The organism is Rhizobium sp. GW821-FHT14E12, assembly GCF_058803745.1.
In genome coordinates, this window is record NZ_JBXAPH010000004.1 from 337,828 (window position 1) to 354,533 (window position 16,706).

Sequence of the window (16,706 nt, forward strand, 5' to 3'; positions counted from 1 at the left end):
AACCGCTATCATCATCCAGCAAAAACGGATCAGGCCGCTGCGCTGTCCACGTCGTACTGGCCATAGGTGCTGTTATAGGCATCCATCGGCGTCAGCAGATCGAGGTCGAAAGCGCTGTTCGTCTCCAGCGATTTGCCTGTCACCGTAGCGCCGGCACCCGGCATTTGCATGAGCTTCGCCATCAGGCTGCTCAGCGCGCTGCTCGTTCCATCGCTGCCATCGGCACTCGGATCGGTCTCGAAAATGCCCGGGCGCTCGTCGGCTTCACGCTCCTCTTGGCTCAGGACGCCGTCACCATTTGCGTCGAGCCGCGATAGCGTACCACGATAGGCATAAGAACTATTGGATATGGAAGAAACATGGGACATACAAACCTCCTAAGGTTAGGAGCCGCCTCATGCGACGTCGTATGTACGCAATACATTTCGGTTGAACTATCTGTGCTGATAGGCCGGTTCACAGCACCGGTAAAGGACAAATTGTTAATGAGTATTAACAATAGTTTCCAAGTTATAAATTAGCATACTCTAATAATTCTAGGGCCGCTAGCAAACCAGAACACGCCATCTCCGTCGCGTAATCCACTGAAATCATAGATAAATTGGCCAATCATCCCTTACTCCCCGGCTCATTTCGTATAATGTACGGCCAAGAGCCCATGGAGGGGACATCATGAGTTTGCTGCTGATCGCGGTCGTGGTCGTCGGTATTTTTATACTGCGAAGCTACAATCTACGGCTAGGAAAGCTCGAAAGCCGCGTCCAGGAGCTACAAAATGCACTCGCCGGCCGGGTGCTGGCGGTGGGAAGCAGCGAATCAACCATTGCAGCCGAATCCATCGATATGGCCGATTCATACACCGAAGCTGCCGCGCAGCCTTTGGCAGAGACGGTTGCGGCGCCTGCGACGAAAGCCGAGGCCATGACCGATGGCGGCGAAACCGCACCAAACCACGAGACCGCAACTCCCGCCTTCGCGCGGGATGCCGCCTCCAAAAATGAGAGTCTGGAAAGCACGATCGGCGCGCGCTGGGCCGTCTGGGTCGGCGGCATCGCGCTGGCGTTCGGCGGCATCTTCATGGTCAAGTATTCGATCGAGAGCGGCCTGCTGAGCCCTGGCGTGCGACTGGCACTCGCCGCGCTCTTCGGTCTCGTTCTGATCGCCGCCGGCGAAGTGATCCGCCGTCGCTCCGCGCCGGTTCTGGCCAACACCTTCCAGAATGCGATGATCCCCGGCGTGCTGACGGCAGCGGGCGTCGTCGCGCTGTTCGGCTCGACTTACGCCGCGCATGGCATTTACGGCTTCATCGGACCAGCGACAGCTTTCGTTCTCCTGGCTCTGATCTCCCTTGCCACGCTCGGCCTGTCGCTGTTGCATGGCCAGGCGCTTGCCGGCCTCGGCTTGCTGGCCTCGATGGTCACCCCGGCCCTGATCGCCTCGACAGCACCAAAGCCGTGGGTGTTGTTCGGCTATCTCATCCTCACCTGGCTCGCCACAGCGATTGCCTCCCGGTTGCGCCGCTGGCAGATCGCGCCCGCCTTGGCCAACGTCTTCCTCAGCTTCTGGGCGTTGCTCTACATTCTCAATAGCCCCGAAGTCGAACTCATCCCCGTGACCCTGGCCATGCTGGCGATGATCGCCGGTACGATCTTCATCTGGCCGGGACGTTATGAAGCCGCAACAGCGCCTAGTGAAGAGCCTCCAGCGCCAGCCGAGCTAAGCGACTCAGAAGAGTCGCCAGCCTCGCAACCCGTGAGCAATCCGGTCCTGTTCCTGGCCCGAGAACCGCTCGGCATGACGCTGACGGCGTCCATCGGCGCCAGTGCCGTCGCCCTGTCGCTGCTCGGCTACAGCCTGTTGAACGGATACCCGCTCCCCAACGCCACCCTTCTGTTTGGAGCCATCGTTGCGGCGGTCGCCGCCTTCGGAGCCAGCCGTTTGCATGCGGCCTGGGCGGCAATCCTGTCGGCTGTCGCTGCCGGCCTTGGCATGTCCATGGTACTAACATCGCCGATGAATGCCGTGGATTGGAGTCTCGCGGAGGTCTCGCCGGCGCTTTATGATGTCGTAGTCTATGAAGGTCTCGGCCTCGGTGCAGTCTTCGTGCTGATCGGCGCCTTCTTCCTCAAACGGTTCGGCGAGAGCGAGAAGCCCTTTGCAGCGCTCTGGAGCGTCGTCATCGCGGCCACACCGCTGGCGATCGCCGTGATCAGCTACATCACCTTCGGCAACTGGACCCGCGACTGGCTGCACGGACTCTATGGCATCGGGCTCGCCGTTGTTCTGATGGCGCTTGCCGAATGGCAGTATCGCCGCTCCGCCGAGGGCAGCTTGGCACTGCCGACAAATATCCTCGCGGCCGGCTCCTTTGCCGCTGCCGTCTTTGCCCTGCATACGCTTGCCCATGACGCCGTGCCGACGATCCTGCTGCCGGTACTAGGCGTTGCCTATCTGCTGGCCGGGCGGATCCGCTCGTGGCTGGTGCTGCCATGGACGATGGTCGCGGCGCTGATCATCACCATGGGACGCATCGCCTGGCAGCCAACCATCGTCGATCCGGGTGAACTCGGCACGACGCCGGTCTTCAACATGCTGCTGGCCGGCTACGGCATCCCCGCCGCACTCGCGGTCTGGTCCGCATTCGAAGTCAGGCGCTCGCCAAGCCTCAGGCTGCGCAACGCATTGCAAGCGCTGGCGAGCCTTCTGGTACTGCTGACCATCGCCATCTTGGTGCGTCATGCGATGAACGGCGGCGTGCTGAATTCAAACGTTCCGACGCTTGGCGAACAATCGATCTACACATTGCTGGCGATCGGCGGCTCGGCAACGCTGATGGCGCTCGATCTCAGCGCATCGAGCCCCGTCTTCCGCTATGGCGGCATGGCGGTCGGCGTCCTCTCCGTCATCTCGATCCTGACGTTGCATCTGCTTGGGCTCAATCCGTTCATCACCGGTGAGAGCACGGGCCGGATCCCCTTCTTCAACCTGCTGCTGCTTGGCTATCTTCTGCCAGCGCTCGCCTATGCCGGATTGGCGCTCTATGCACGGAGCAGGCGGCCCCTGCCTTATGTGACGATGCTGGCCGTCGCCGGCGCCGTCATGACCTTTGCCTGGGCGACACTGTCGGTGCGCCGCTTCTGGCAGGGCGAATATATCCCGTTCTGGAACGGCTTCATTCAAGGGGAGCTCTATTCCTACTCCGTTGTCTGGCTGGCGATCGGCATCGCCCTTCTCTGGCTCGGCGCACGCTTCGATGCCCGTAGTCTGCGCATTGCATCCGCCGCGCTGGTCTTCGTCGCCGTCGTCAAGGTCTTCCTGATCGACATGGCAAATCTGGAGGGCTTCCTGCGGGCGCTGTCCTTCATCGGCCTCGGTGCGGTGCTGATCGGCATCGGCCTGTTCTATCAGAAGCTCCTGACGGGCAAGAAAGCGCCGGAGTGATTGCAGAGAATCTCCGCGCTCGATAGGAACAAGGCAGATCATTTCGAGGCGGGGCTGACGATGGACACCAACAGGATGGCGCGGGCCTTTGCCCCGTTCGAAACGCTGGCAGCGGACCTTATCCCGCATGCAGCCGACGGCGACGATGGTTCGCATGACATCGCCCATATCCTACGCGTATTCAGGAACGCCATGGCCATCCAGGCCGAGGAAGGCGGCAATGCCCGCATCCTCGCCGCGGCCGTATTGCTGCATGACTGCGTCTCGGTCGAGAAGAACTCGCCGCATCGCGCCCAGGCATCAAGGCTCGCCGCCGAGAAGGCGTCCGGCATTCTCAGAGAGCTTGGATGGACCGATGAGGATATCATCGCCACTGCGCATGCGATCACCACGCACAGCTTCTCTGCCAATCTGCCGCCGGAAACGCTGGAGGCGAAGATATTGCAGGACGCCGACCGGCTGGATGCGATCGGCATGGTCGGCGCAGCCCGCTGCTTCTATATCGCCGGGCGTATGGGATCCGGTCTCTATGACCCGTTCGATCCGCTTGCCACGGAGCGGCCGCTTGACGACAAGCGCTTCGCCATCGATCATTTCGAGACCAAGCTGTTCAAACTGGCGGATGGGTTCCAGACCGAAACCGGCAGCAAGTTCGCCGGCGCGCGGCATGAGCGGCTGAAGACAGTGCTGGCAATGTTCATCGACGAAATCTGAGGACTATTCATGCAGGTCAGCGACCTCTTCATCTATCCGCTCAAGAGCGCGCGCGGCATTGCCATTCCGTCCGCCGCCATCGATGCCTTTGGACTGGCCGGCGACCGGCGGGCCATGCTGGTCGATCCCTCGGGCCATTTCATCACCCAGCGCGAGTTGCAGGATATTGCCCGCATCGATATCCAGCCAGCTCCCTCTTATCTGCGGCTGAAGATGGAGGGTAAGGCCGACATCATCGTGCCCCCACCGCACCCGGACAACCGCATGGACGTCGTCGTCTGGAAGTCGGCCGTCAACGCCTCGGTCGCCGACGACGCGACGAACACGGCGCTGTCGAGCTGGCTCGGGCGCGACGTCAGAATAGTCTTCTTCGACAGGCTCGCCACGCGCGTTGCCAGTCCGGAATGGGCGGGCGACGGAACGCCGGTTACATTCAGCGACGGCTACCAGATCCTGATCACCACCACCGGCTCGCTCAAGGCGCTGAATGCCAATCTTGCCGCCCATGGCGAGGGATCGGTCGGCATGGAGCGTTTCCGCCCGAACATCGTCATCGACTGCGACGAAGAATGGCCGGAGGACCGCTGGGCGGCGATCGAGATCGGCGGCATTCGCCTCGACCTCGTCAAGCCCTGCGCCCGCTGCATCATGACGACACAGGACCAGCAGACGGGCTCGCGCGATGTTCCCAACCCCATGCCAGCCATGGGCCGTGTCCGCATGTCCGCCGATCGGCGCGTGCCAGGCCCGCTGTTCGGCTGGAATGTTGTCCCGCGCGGCGAAGGTACCGTGAAGATTGGCGATACGGTGACGGTGGTCGAAGAGCGGCCGGAAGGCTGGGCATTCAAGCGGCGCTAAAGCAATTCCAGGAAAAGTGCGCAGCGGTTTTCCTGGAATTGCGTAAAAACAAAGAGGTAGAGCGTTTCTGTGCTTCCATGAAGCGGTGAAACGCTCTAGTCGCTTCGCCACTTCACATGCCTCAACGTTTGGCGGCGATGACCGGCTGATTGTCCGGCCGGTCCAGCGAAATAGCATTCACCGCTTTCAGCGCGGCTTGAATGAAACCGTCGCGCGCCGCGGCGATCTCGATGCCGCGCGGCTCATAGACATGACGATGCAGGAAAAAGCCGGTCAGGCGGAAGGCGGCGGCAAGACTTTCGCCATTCGCAGCCTCGACAGCCCCGGAAGCAAGGAAAGGCGGCAGCGCCAGCATCTTGTCGGCCCAGGGGGCGCCTGCTGCACGGCAGACGGCGCGTCCGGTCTTTGGCGACACGAAAGCCAGATCCTCGCGCACACCGGTCGCGGCGCATTCGCCCAGATCCAGGCCATAGCCGAGCTCGTTGAGCACCGCCAACTCGAAGCGGACGAAAAGCTCGCCGGCGTCCAACGGATTCTGCATATTTTCGAGGATGACATCGAGCGCGTCATAGAGATAGGGATGCGGATCGCGCTCCGGCAGCAGACGCAGCAACGCGCCCATGGCCTGCACGCCATAGACCGCAGTCGCCGTCTCCATCAGCCGTGCCGCCCGCAGCCGCACCGGCTCCATGCGGAATTCGCCAAGATGTTCGTGCAACCGCGCGCGCCACGTCACCTCGACCAGATTGCCTGGCTGTAGCACCGGCTGCATGGAGCGCGACCGGCCGGACCGCACCAGCCCCATGTGCCGGCCGCGATCACGCGTCATCACCTCGGCGATGACACTGGTCTCGCCAAGGCGCTTGACGCCCAGAATGATCGCATGGTCCTGCCACTGCATCGGCCGGTTTGTCCCGTAGACTGTCTTGATTCGAGTTTAGGACAAACGGCGGGCGCTGTCACATCTCGGAGGATCTGCTTGCCGATGACAGCTTGTCGACGAACACCCGCATGGCCGCCTCGTCGAAGGGCTTGTTGAGCAGCGGCACATGCCGCAGGTCCGCCGGAAAGTCGAGCGTATCGGAATAGCCGCTGACGAAGCCGAAGGCGATGCCGCGCTCGACCAGCAACCGGGCAAAGCCGAAGCTCATCGACTCCCCCAGATTCACATCCAGCATCGCAAAATCATAATGATCGGTATGAATGGCGTTGACCGCCTGCTCCAGGTTCGAGGCGATTTCCACCTCCTCGACCCCGACAAGGCGAAGGATTTCCTCCGCCTCCATGGCAATGATCAGGTTATCTTCCAAAATAAGAGCGCGCTGAACCGTCATATCAGCGCCACCCCTGCATGCGTGCGCCTGGCGACGCCATGCCCCGTAGTACTTTCCACATCTATCCCTCCGGCGCCAATCATCGGCCCGTGTTGAATGGACGGCATTCCCCCATCCGTGTTGGCTCGGTCTCAAGTCACATGACCTTGCCCTAACCCGCTTCGCACTTTTCGCCCCGCGGTACTATGGGCTCGTGATCATGCTCCAATCGCTTTTGCCGCTGCGGTTAGTAAGAGGTGAAACTGGTCGAAAAGTGACGGTGATACTAGTCTATGTTGATACACTATTGGCCGCCATTAAAAAGACATGTGCCAGATCGTGTCAACGCCCCACCTGCCGAGCATTCGCCTGCCCGAACAGAGCCGTCGCGATTCGCGCAAGCGTGGAGACCCCGTTGGCCCGCCAACACGTCACAGCTGCGCGCCGCGAGTGGATCAACCCGCGTTTAGGCAGCTTTTTCAATATCTTGTTTGTCTGAACAGCGTAGAGGCGGATGAGGCCGTCGGAATCAAATGGGCGACGGCCTGCCAGCACCCTTCTTCAAAGGGGCTGCTGCGAAATATCCAACCGAAGAGATACGTGAGGGGGTAACCACCCCAAAAAATCGCCTTGCCGGCCCTGGCATTTGTCCGGCGATTGTCACGAGGTGAGACAATCGCCGGCACTTAATTCTATCCGCGCGGAAACTCGAGACCCATTTCGCGGAAGCGTTCCGGATCGTCGCCCCAGTTCTCGCGCACCTTCACGAAAAGGAAGAGATGCACGGGCTGCTCCAGGATCGCGGACAGTTCCTTGCGCGAGGCGGTGGAGATCGCCTTGATCGCCTCGCCCGATTTACCGAGGGTGATCTTCTTCTGGCTTTCGCGCTCGACATAGATGACCTGCTCGATGCGAACCGAGCCGTCCTTGCGTTCTTCCCACTTTTCCGTCTCGACATGCGAGGAATAGGGAAGTTCCTGATGCAGGCGCAGGAACAGCTTTTCGCGGGTGATTTCGGCGGCGAGCTGACGCATTGGCAGATCGGAAATCTGGTCTTCCGGATAATACCACGGTCCCTCGGGAAGGGTCTTTGCCAGATAGTCCATGACATCGTCGCAGCCCGAGCCGTTTTCGGCCGAGACCATGAAGGTCTCCTGGAAAGCAATCTTCTCGTTGGCGGCGGCGGCAAGCGCCAAGAGGTCCTCGCGGCGAACACGATCGATCTTGTTGAGCACGAGGATCTTCGGCTGAAAGACGTCCTTCAACCCTTCGAGAATGGCTTCGGCATCGCCGCGTATTCCGCGCTCGCTGTCGATCAAGAGCATGATGAGATCGGCGTCCTTGGCGCCGCCCCAGGCGGACGTCACCATGGCGCGGTCGAGGCGGCGGCGCGGCTTGAAGATGCCTGGCGTGTCCATGAAGACGATCTGCGCATTGTCGTGGATGGCGATGCCGCGCACGATGGCGCGCGTCGTCTGCACCTTATGGCTGACGATCGACACCTTGGCACCGACGAGCCGGTTGACGAGCGTCGATTTGCCGGCATTGGTCGGGCCGATAAGGGCCACGAAACCCGAATGCGTCGGGCCGCTATTTTCAGCCGCGCCTTCGCCGGCAGCCGTGTCTTCCTGATTGGTCATTTTTTCCGTCATTTCTGAGCCGACTGCGGCTGCCATATGCCTTCGCGCTCCAGGATCCGCGTCGCGGCCACCTGCTCGGCGGCGCGCTTGGAGCGTTCTATACCGGTCTCGGGCGCGGCTCCCGCCACTTCCACCGTCACCGTGAAGCGGGGATCATGATCCGGTCCGCTGCGGTCATCAACCCTATAAACGGGTGTGACGCCGAATTTCGCATGCGCCCATTCCTGCAATTCCGTCTTGGCGTCGCGTCGGGCACCATCGGGCCGGACGGCGCGCCCTTCCCAATAGCGCAAAATGAACTTGCGCGCCACTTCGAGGCCGCCATCGAGATAGAGCGCCGCGATCAGGCTTTCGACGACATCGGCGCGCACATTCAACATGCGCTTGCCGGTCAGTTTCTTCACATCGGCGCCGGTGCGGATGAAGAGATGCAGCTGCATCTCGTCGGCAACCGCCGCACAAGTCTCGGCACTGACCAACTGGTTGAGGCGCACAGAAAGCTCGCCCTCGGTCGCCGCGCCAAACGTGCGGAACAGGAGCTCGGCGATACACAGGCCGAGAACCCGGTCACCGAGAAATTCCAGCCGTTCGTAATTGCCGGCCTTGTGCGTGCGGGCGCTGGCATGTGTCAAAGCCCAGTCCAGGCGCTCCTTTTCCACGAAGGCATGGCCTATCGCGGCTTCAAGCGTAAGACGATCCGCCTGCGAGAGCGTCGGCGTCTTCGTCATTCGACAACCTTGAAGAGGCGGTCCCAGCGCATGTTGGTCGGCCATTTCCAGATTTCGCGGAAGGATGTGTCATGTCCGAGCGAGAAGAAGATGACACTGGCGCGGCCGATCAGGTTCTCAGCCGGCACATAACCGACATCGAAACGGCTGTCGTCGGAATTGTCGCGGTTATCGCCCATCATGAAATAATGGTCAGCCGGAACGACGTATTCCTGGGTGTTGTCGCCGCGCGAGGTCGGAGAGAGGTCCAGTGTATCGTAAACCTTGCCAGAGTCGGCCAGTCGCTCGCTATAGACGGGAATCTTGTCGCCCGGCTCCTGGCTGTAATCGGAAGCAAACGTGCCGTGCGGCTCACGCGGAACGGCCTCGCCGTTGATGTAGAGAATATCGTTCTTCACCTGAATGCGGTCGCCCGGCAGACCGATGACGCGCTTGATATAGTCGACATCAGGATTCGGCGGGAAACGGAAGACCACGACGTCGCCGCGCTTCGGTTCGCTACCGAAGATGCGGCCGCTGAACAGGTCAGGCGAGAAAGGCAGCGAATATTTCGAATAGCCGTAAGCGAACTTATTGACGAAGATATAATCTCCGACAAGCAGCGTCGGCATCATCGAGCCGGACGGAATGGTGAAGGGCTGAAATAGCACCGTGCGGATGATCATGGCCAGGACGAGCGCCTGTACGATAACCTTGATATTTTCCCAGAGGGCGTTCTGCTGTTTTTCGGCTTTCTCGGACACGCAGTCTTATTCCTTGTTCGCACCCCACCGGCGCACTTTCATTCAGGCACTCTCTACCCGCTTCATACCACGGCGGCAATGGCGCCGGTATCAAAAGCGACATACGGCTGTCATTCAGCCGGCAACCGGCAGCGCCTCGATAATCACAAAAGCTTGAGCAAGAGGGAAATCATCGGTTATCGTCAAATGAATGGCGGCACGGTGATTTTCCGGCAGCATGGCGGCCAGCCTCCTGGCTGCTCCGCCCGTCAACTGCATGGTCGGCTTACCGCTCGGCAGGTTGACCACACCCATGTCACGCCAGAAGACCCCTTGCGCCAGGCCGGTGCCGAGCGCCTTGGAGCAGGCCTCCTTGGCGGCGAAACGCTTGGCGTAGGAAGCGGCCTTGTTCTTGCGCCCTTCGGACTTGGCGCGCTCGATGTCGGTGAAACAGCGCTCGGTGAAGCGGGTGCCGAAACGCTCGATCGATTTCTCGACGCGGCGGATGTCGATGAGGTCGCTGCCGATCCCGATAATCATGAGAAGGCCCTCCAACCGGCCGCGACGATATCAGCGCCCGTCAGACGCCCGATGCGTTTTCGGCAAGCGACATGCGCTCGCGGGCGCGTTCCATCAGCCGTTCCTTGCGGCGGGTCTTGAAGCTCTTCACGCCGTAATAGGTCAAGGCGTAGACGATGACACCCGAAACGATCGCCGGCGGAATGCCGCCGATCAGCATCGGCTTCAGAACCGGGTCCCAGATTTGCGAGAGATCGCCCTTGTGCCACAGCGCCGGCAGATCGATGCCACCGCCCTGCCCGCCGCTGTCGCGCGCCAGGATCAGATGGCCGATTTCCCAGGTGAAGGCCCAGATGAAGGGGTAGGTAATGGGATTGCCGGCCGCCAGACAGCCGAGCGCGGAGGCAATCACGTTGCCGCCGATCAGATAGGCGATGATGATCGCCATCACGAAATGCACGCCGATGAACGGTGTCCAGGAAACGACGATACCCGCGGCGAAGCCCGCCGCCACCGAATGCGGCGAAGCAGCAAGGCGCACGAGGCGTTTTCCAAAATATTGGAATGAGCGGACAAAACCCTTGCGGGGCCAAAGATGCTCCCGCAGTTTCTCGCTGAACGTCAGTGGTTTTCGGCGTCGAAATAACATGCGGCTTATCTAGTGTATTGAGGGCCGTCATGACAAGAGCGGCAAGGCGTTCATATGCTGATTGTACAGCAACCGTGCCCTGCTCTTTGGAGCGTTACGTGTTCAAAACACGAAAACCGCTCCAGCTTCTGGATCAGGAACATTCAATCCGCTCGTGGCGGGATGCTCCAAGGGCGCAGCAACTGTCACGCCCCTTCCCATTCGAAAGTATTGTCAGCGATTAACGCTGGCGGAACATGCCGCGATCAACCTGACGCTGACGATATTCAAGGTCAAAGCGGTCGTGCGAGCCGTTCAGGTAAGCCATTTCGCGCTCTTCAGCACTCGGAACGCGCAGGGCACGGGCGAATTTCTTGATAGGACCAAACATTGTCTTCTCTCATCTCTGTTTCGTTTCTTCGATGACCAGAAGATAAGCGTTGCAAAGGTTAATTACCAACGCTGTAAAACCGATGCAGCCATGCACATATCGCATGGCTTCACATAATGGCGGTCGGGTTTGACCATAAATTGGTCACAAAATATGCAGCCACACCGGATCGGCGCCATCGCTACAGATAATTATTCGTAGAGCCGCTTTACAGTGGCAATGCAGTCGAGCTCTTTCAGCTGCACCAGGAGCTGGTTAAGCTGGCGCAGATCCCAGACTTCGACGTCGAGGGCCATCTCGGTAAAGTCGGCGGCAACCCGCACCGTGTTGAGAATGCGGATATTGACGTCGACGCCGGCAACCGTCTGCGCGACCTTGGCGAGCGTGCCGGGTTCGTTCAGCGCGTTGATCAATATCCTCGCGCCAAAGCGGGACTTGTTGGCCTCGTCCAGATCCCAGCGCACATCGATCCAGCGCTCCGGCTGATCGTCGAAGCGCTGCAGCACCGGCGACTGGATCGGATAGATGGTAATCCCCTTGCCTTTTTCCATGATGCCGACGATGCGATCGCCGGGCACGGCGCCCGTCGGGGCGAAATGCACCTCGACATCCGCCGCCAGCCCGCGGATCGGCAGGGCATCGATACCCTCGATGCTCGCGGCGAGATCGGCCTTGGTTTTGCCGGGGATCTTGAAGATCATACCGGAGGCGCTGCGGACGTTGAACCAGCCTTCGTCTCCGGCGGGCTTGACGGTCACGCGCTCGTCCTGATGGTCGGGATAGACGGCGCGCAGCACGTCGAGCGACGACATCTCCCCGCGACCGACAGCGGCAATCGCGTCCTCGACATCCTTCTGGCCAAGGCGATGCAGCGCCGGCTTCAGCGCCTCGCGCGAAAAGACCTTGCCGGCGCGCTCGAAGGTACGCTCCAGAATGCGATGGCCGAGGCCGGCATATTGCTTGCGGATCGCGAGGCGCGTGGCGCGGCGGATGGCGGCGCGCGCCTTGCCGGTCACGACGATCTCTTCCCAGGCGGCTGGCGGCACTTGCACGCCGGAGCGGATGATCTCGACTTCATCGCCGTTGGTCAGGCGCGTCACCAGCGGCATGATGCGGCCATTGATCTTGGCGCCGACGGTGGTGTCGCCGATATTGGTGTGAACCGCATAGGCGAAATCGATCGGCGTGGCGCCGCGCGGCAGCGCGATCAGCTTGCCCTTCGGCGTGAAGCAGAAGACCTGATCCTGGAAGAGTTCGAGCTTGGTATGCTCGAGAAATTCTTCCGGGCTGTCGCCTTCGGCCAGCGCCTCGATGGTATGGCGCAGCCAGGAATAGGCATTGCTCTCGCGCGACAGCAACTCGCCGTCGCCGTTGTTGCCTTCCTTGTCCTTATAGAGCGCATGGGCGGCAATGCCGAACTCGGCGATTTCATGCATGCGCTTGGTGCGGATCTGCAGCTCGATGCGCTGGCTGGACGGGCCGACGATGGTGGTGTGCAGCGAGCGATAGTCGTTCTGCTTCGGCGTCGAGATGTAATCCTTGAACCGGCCTGGCACGACGCGCCAGCGCGTATGCACGATACCGAGCGCGCGATAGCAGGAGGGAATATCATCGACCAGCAGACGGAAGCCATAGACGTCGGATAGCTGCTCGAAGGACAGCGACTTCGACTGCATCTTGCGGAAGACCGAATAGGGCTTCTTCTGCCGCCCCTTGACCATCGCATTGGCAAGGCCGTTAGCAACCAGCAGGTCGCGCAGTTCCACCTCGATCTTCTTCACCAGACCTTCGTTGCGCCGCGACAGCTCCTCGAGGCGCTTGGTCACCGTTTCATTCGCTTCGGGATTGATGTGGCGGAAGGAAAGCTCTTCCAGCTCTTCGCGCATGTCCTGCATACCCATGCGGCCGGCGAGCGGCGCATAGATTTCCATCGTCTCCTCGGAAATGCGGGCGCGCTTCTCCGGCGACATATGGTCGAGCGTGCGCATATTGTGCAGGCGGTCGGCCAGTTTGACCAGGAGCACGCGGACATCGTCAGAAATTGCGAGCAGCAGCTTCCGCAGGTTTTCCGCCTGCTTCGCCTTCTTGGTGACGAGATCGAGCTTCTTGATCTTGGTCAGCCCTTCGACCAGGCGGCCGATATCCTCGCCGAACAGCTCATCGATTTCGGCACGCGTCGCGGTCGTGTCTTCGATCGTGTCATGCAGCAGGGCAACGGCGATCGTCGATTCATCCAGACGCATGTCGGTCAGGATGGCGGCAACTTCGAGGGGATGGGAAATATAGGGGTCGCCGCTGGCGCGTTTCTGCTGCCCATGTTTCTGCATCGCATAGACATAGGCCTTGTTGAGAAGAGCTTCGTTGGCATCGGGCTTGTATTTCTGCACACGCTCGACAAGCTCGTATTGCCGCATCATTCCCAAGCTACTCCAGCAAAAACAAAAGCGCGCCAGTCATACGACCGGCGCACACATTACTTCATCATATCGCTCTTGGTTAGAGCATCAAGCTCGACGATCAGTAATCGTCGCTTTTTTCTGGCGGAACAAGGCCTTCGATGCCAGCCAGCAGTTCTTCTTCCGACATCTGGTCGAAAGTGACGGCTTCCGGAGCATCTTCTTCCTCGTCGCCCGAAGCCGAGGCGTTGCCGCCGGCGGCCAGCAGGCTTGCCGGATCGGGTTCCGGCTCGTCGATTTCGACGTGCTTCTGCAGCGAATGGATCAGATCTTCCTTCAGATCGTCGGGAGACAGCGTCTCATCGGCGATTTCACGCAAGGCCACGACCGGGTTCTTGTCGTTGTCGCGGTCGATGGTGATCGAGGAACCCTGCGAAATCAAGCGCGCGCGATGGCTGGCGAGCAACACAAGCTCGAACCGGTTCTCAACTTTATCAATGCAATCTTCTACTGTGACACGGGCCATTGCCTGTCCTTTGCGGTCGTGATGTCGTCATCATGTCTCGGAGTAGCACGCCGATACAAGCAAACGAAGGCAAATTCAAGTTTTTCCTGCTTCAGGGGTCCCAATCCCTCCACAATCCGCTAAAATTCAATAGACAAATCATGGATTCTACTTAAGATTGCTTGGAATATCACATTACGTGCCCTAAATCTCGGCTATATGAATGATTCATAAAGTAATACGAATTGTTCGCCGACGTCATGCAAGACATTGTTTTGGCTACATTTTGCGTACAGTAATTGCATTTTGATAACAGTGGATATGTAAGCGATGTTCGACCCACGCGAAAAAATTGCACTTTTTATAGACGGCGCCAATCTCTACGCCGCATCCAAGAGCCTCGGTTTCGATATTGACTACCGTAAGCTGTTGAAGGCGTTCCAAAAGCGCGGATATCTGCTGCGTGCCTATTATTACACCGCCCTGATCGAGGATCAGGAATATTCCTCGATCCGCCCGCTGATCGACTGGCTCGACTACAATGGCTACAAGGTCGTCACCAAGCCGGCGAAGGAATTCACCGACTCCATGGGCCGCCGCAAGATCAAGGGCAACATGGATATCGAGCTGGCGATCGACGCCATGGAGCAGTCCGAAACCGTCGATCATTTGGTGATCTTCTCCGGCGACGGCGATTTCACCACCCTGGTCGAGGCATTGCAGCGCCGTGGCCGCAAGGTGTCTGTCATCTCCACCATGGCCACCCAGCCGCCGATGATTGCCGACGATCTTCGCCGCCAGGCCGATCACTTCATCGACCTCGTCTCGCTGAAGGCTGAAATCGGCCGCGATCCCTCCGATCGTCCGCAGCGTCCGGTCGAACCAGCGGCGGCGACGGCGGCTGATACCGAGGAATAGATGAACCCGCAGCGGATGCATCTCGTATTCGCTGCACCACCCGCCCTTCACTAGAACATCTTGTGTTCAGCCGAAGGCCGCTTGTCGTTGCAAGCGCCTCGCCGGATCGATTGCTCGGGGCCTGCCCACCGCTTCCCACCCTCACCTATTGTCCTTGAGGATGCGGCCCTTCTGCCGGTTCCAGTCGCGTTCTTTTTCGGATTGACGCTTGTCGTGAAGCTTCTTGCCCTTGGCAAGCGCCAGTTCAAGCTTGGCGCGACCATTGTCGTTGAAATAGATCTTCAACGGGATCAGCGTCATGCCTTCGCGATTGATGCCGGAGCGCAACCGGCCGATCTCACGGCCCGAGAGCAACAGCTTGCGGCGGCGGCGCGGCTCGTGATTGAAGCGGTTCGCCTGCAGATATTCCGGCAGATAGGAATTGATCAGCCAGATCTCGCCATCCTCATCCGAGGCATAGGATTCGGCGATATTGGCCTTGCCCTCGCGCAGGGACTTGACCTCGGTGCCCATCAGCACGATGCCAGCCTCATAGGTATCGATGATCTCGTAATTGAAGCGCGCCTTGCGGTTCTCCGCGACAATCTTCTTCACTACGCGTTGGCTGCCTTTGGGGGCCATGATTTTTCTTCTTCTTTTTCGTGCGTCAATTCCGAGGTTCCAGACCTTAAATAGGCGAGACCGCCCTCCTTGTGAAGAGAGCGGCCTCGAATAGGACTGGCGTCGGCGTTGCCGTCAGTTCAGCAGGCCGGCGTGGCGCATGGCGGCATCGATGGCCGCTTCCGTGCCCGGCTCCAGCGTCGAGAGCAGCGGCGAGCGTACATTGCGGCTCATCCGGCCGAGGCGGGACAGGCCGTATTTGGCGCCGCAGAGGCCGGGCTCCAGGAAAATCGCCTTGTGCAGGGGCATCAGTCGATCCTGATAAGCGAGCGCCTTGGCATAATCACCGGCAAGCGTCGCCGCCTGTAGTTCGGCACAAAGACGCGGCGCGACATTGGCCGTCACCGAGATGCAGCCGACGCCGCCATGGGCGTTGAAGCCGAGCGCCGTCGCATCCTCGCCGGAAAGCTGACGGAAATCGTTGCCGCAGGTGATGCGCTGCTCGGACACACGCTCGATCTTGCCGGTCGCGTCCTTGACGCCGACGATGTTGCCATAGGCCTTGACAAGCGCGCCCATGGTCTCCGGCGTCATGTCGACAACCGAGCGACCAGGAATGTTGTAGATATAGATCGGCAGCTTCACCGCTTCCGCAACGGCCGCGAAATGTGCGTAAAGCCCCTTCTGCGTCGGCTTGTTGTAGTAAGGGGTGACCACCAGAACCGCATTGGCGCCGACCTTTTCGGCGTGCTGGGCGAGCTCGATGGCTTCGCGGGTATTGTTGGAGCCGGCGCCGGCCATCACAGGGACGCGCTTGTTCGCAACTTCGATTGAGAGCTCGACGACGCGCTTATGCTCATCATGCGACAGGGTCGGCGATTCACCCGTCGTGCCGACGGGAACGAGCCCGCTGCTGCCTTCTTTGATCTGCCAATCGACATGGGAAGCGAAGGATGCTTCATCCACCTTGCCGGCGTCAGTGAAAGGCGTAACGAGTGCGGGAATGGACCCCTGGAACATGCAAGTCTCCTCGCGGCGGCGCTTTCACGCTTCAGCCGCAATCCATGGTTATGAATCCGCGCACCATAAAGCGCCGACTTGCCGGCGACAAGCAGGCTTTCGATGGTGAAGGGCAGTTTCCGATATCATAATTGATTGAAATTCGGACCAGCGCTAAGGTTTCGTTAATATAAATTTCGGCAAATGGAAGGGACCTGTTTTTTGTTGTGAGTAACCGGATGAAAAGACCTCTCGTGATCATGACTGCTGTGGGCGTGGCGGTCGCGTGGGGCGCTTTTGCGTCACAGCTTCCCGGTGAACAGGCACTGTCCAG

At 59.9% G+C, this 16,706-nt stretch carries 17 protein-coding genes; 4 read left to right on the forward strand and 13 right to left on the reverse strand.

Annotation, left to right across the window (positions count from 1 at the left end):
* Nucleotides 1–29: 29 nt before the first annotated feature.
* A complete protein-coding gene (locus AC1RO0_RS18495; protein ID WP_498594286.1) occupies nt 30–368 on the reverse strand; it encodes a hypothetical protein in 339 nt (112 codons plus the stop codon).
* Between the two features lie 304 nt (nt 369–672).
* Here AC1RO0_RS18495 and AC1RO0_RS18500 point away from each other — a divergent pair, with 304 nt between their 5' ends.
* From AC1RO0_RS18500 to AC1RO0_RS18510, 3 genes are read left to right on the forward strand one after another with little or no spacing between them, the layout of a single operon-like run.
* Nucleotides 673–3,441 carry a DUF2339 domain-containing protein gene (locus AC1RO0_RS18500; RefSeq protein ID WP_498594287.1) on the forward strand — a complete coding sequence of 923 codons (2,769 nt, stop codon included), beginning with the start codon at nt 673–675 and terminating at the stop codon, nt 3,439–3,441.
* Nucleotides 3,442–3,501: 60 nt separating this feature from the next.
* Complete coding sequence (locus tag AC1RO0_RS18505) at nt 3,502–4,155, forward strand: HD domain-containing protein (protein WP_498594433.1); 654 nt, start codon at nt 3,502–3,504, stop codon at nt 4,153–4,155.
* Nucleotides 4,156–4,164: 9 nt separating this feature from the next.
* Complete coding sequence (locus tag AC1RO0_RS18510) at nt 4,165–5,013, forward strand: MOSC domain-containing protein (RefSeq protein WP_498594288.1); 849 nt, start codon at nt 4,165–4,167, stop codon at nt 5,011–5,013.
* A gap of 121 nt (nt 5,014–5,134) precedes the next feature.
* On the opposite strand, the gene recO is transcribed toward AC1RO0_RS18510, so the two are convergent.
* From recO to rpoZ, 10 genes are all read right to left on the reverse strand, one after another.
* Nucleotides 5,135–5,914, reverse strand: coding sequence for a DNA repair protein RecO (recO, locus tag AC1RO0_RS18515; RefSeq protein ID WP_498594289.1), 780 nt, complete (start codon nt 5,912–5,914; stop codon nt 5,135–5,137).
* Between the two features lie 58 nt (nt 5,915–5,972).
* The gene (locus tag AC1RO0_RS18520; RefSeq protein ID WP_498594290.1) at nt 5,973–6,482 is read right to left on the reverse strand and encodes a response regulator; all 510 of its coding nucleotides are present in this window, start codon (nt 6,480–6,482) and stop codon (nt 5,973–5,975) included.
* 536 nt (nt 6,483–7,018) lie between these two features.
* On the reverse strand, nt 7,019–7,966 hold the full coding sequence (era, locus tag AC1RO0_RS18525) for a GTPase Era (RefSeq protein ID WP_498594434.1): 948 nt from the start codon (nt 7,964–7,966) through the stop codon (nt 7,019–7,021).
* An 8-nt stretch (nt 7,967–7,974) separates the two neighbouring features.
* Complete coding sequence (gene rnc / locus AC1RO0_RS18530) at nt 7,975–8,694, reverse strand: ribonuclease III (protein WP_042470223.1); 720 nt, start codon at nt 8,692–8,694, stop codon at nt 7,975–7,977.
* The gene (lepB, locus tag AC1RO0_RS18535; RefSeq protein ID WP_007693088.1) at nt 8,691–9,437 is read right to left on the reverse strand and encodes a signal peptidase I; all 747 of its coding nucleotides are present in this window, start codon (nt 9,435–9,437) and stop codon (nt 8,691–8,693) included. The genes rnc and lepB overlap by 4 nt, the downstream gene beginning before the upstream one ends.
* Nucleotides 9,438–9,551: 114 nt before the next feature.
* Nucleotides 9,552–9,956: a holo-ACP synthase gene (gene acpS, locus AC1RO0_RS18540; protein ID WP_498594291.1), complete on the reverse strand. Its 405-nt coding sequence runs from the start codon at nt 9,954–9,956 to the stop codon at nt 9,552–9,554.
* A gap of 40 nt (nt 9,957–9,996) precedes the next feature.
* Nucleotides 9,997–10,584: a DUF2062 domain-containing protein gene (locus AC1RO0_RS18545; RefSeq protein WP_498594292.1), complete on the reverse strand. Its 588-nt coding sequence runs from the start codon at nt 10,582–10,584 to the stop codon at nt 9,997–9,999.
* 220 nt (nt 10,585–10,804) lie between these two features.
* On the reverse strand, nt 10,805–10,954 hold the full coding sequence (locus tag AC1RO0_RS18550) for a DUF3563 family protein (RefSeq protein ID WP_007693095.1): 150 nt from the start codon (nt 10,952–10,954) through the stop codon (nt 10,805–10,807).
* Between the two features lie 191 nt (nt 10,955–11,145).
* Nucleotides 11,146–13,371 (reverse strand): RelA/SpoT family protein, encoded by a 2,226-nt coding sequence (locus AC1RO0_RS18555; protein ID WP_498594293.1) that lies wholly within the window; start codon nt 13,369–13,371, stop codon nt 11,146–11,148.
* A 100-nt stretch (nt 13,372–13,471) separates the two neighbouring features.
* Nucleotides 13,472–13,876 carry a DNA-directed RNA polymerase subunit omega gene (rpoZ, locus tag AC1RO0_RS18560; protein ID WP_007693102.1) on the reverse strand — a complete coding sequence of 135 codons (405 nt, stop codon included), beginning with the start codon at nt 13,874–13,876 and terminating at the stop codon, nt 13,472–13,474.
* A gap of 309 nt (nt 13,877–14,185) precedes the next feature.
* On the opposite strand from rpoZ, the gene AC1RO0_RS18565 reads away from it, so the two are divergent.
* Nucleotides 14,186–14,773 carry a LabA-like NYN domain-containing protein gene (locus tag AC1RO0_RS18565; RefSeq protein ID WP_498594294.1) on the forward strand — a complete coding sequence of 196 codons (588 nt, stop codon included), beginning with the start codon at nt 14,186–14,188 and terminating at the stop codon, nt 14,771–14,773.
* Between the two features lie 141 nt (nt 14,774–14,914).
* Here the strand turns inward: AC1RO0_RS18565 and smpB are convergent, their stop codons facing one another.
* Together smpB and dapA are read right to left on the reverse strand one after the other, a co-directional pair.
* Nucleotides 14,915–15,394, reverse strand: coding sequence for an SsrA-binding protein SmpB (smpB, locus tag AC1RO0_RS18570; protein ID WP_007693105.1), 480 nt, complete (start codon nt 15,392–15,394; stop codon nt 14,915–14,917).
* Nucleotides 15,395–15,508: 114 nt separating this feature from the next.
* Entirely contained in the window at nt 15,509–16,393 is an 885-nt protein-coding gene (dapA, locus tag AC1RO0_RS18575) for a 4-hydroxy-tetrahydrodipicolinate synthase (protein ID WP_498594295.1), read from the reverse strand.
* Nucleotides 16,394–16,706: the final 313 nt, after the last annotated feature.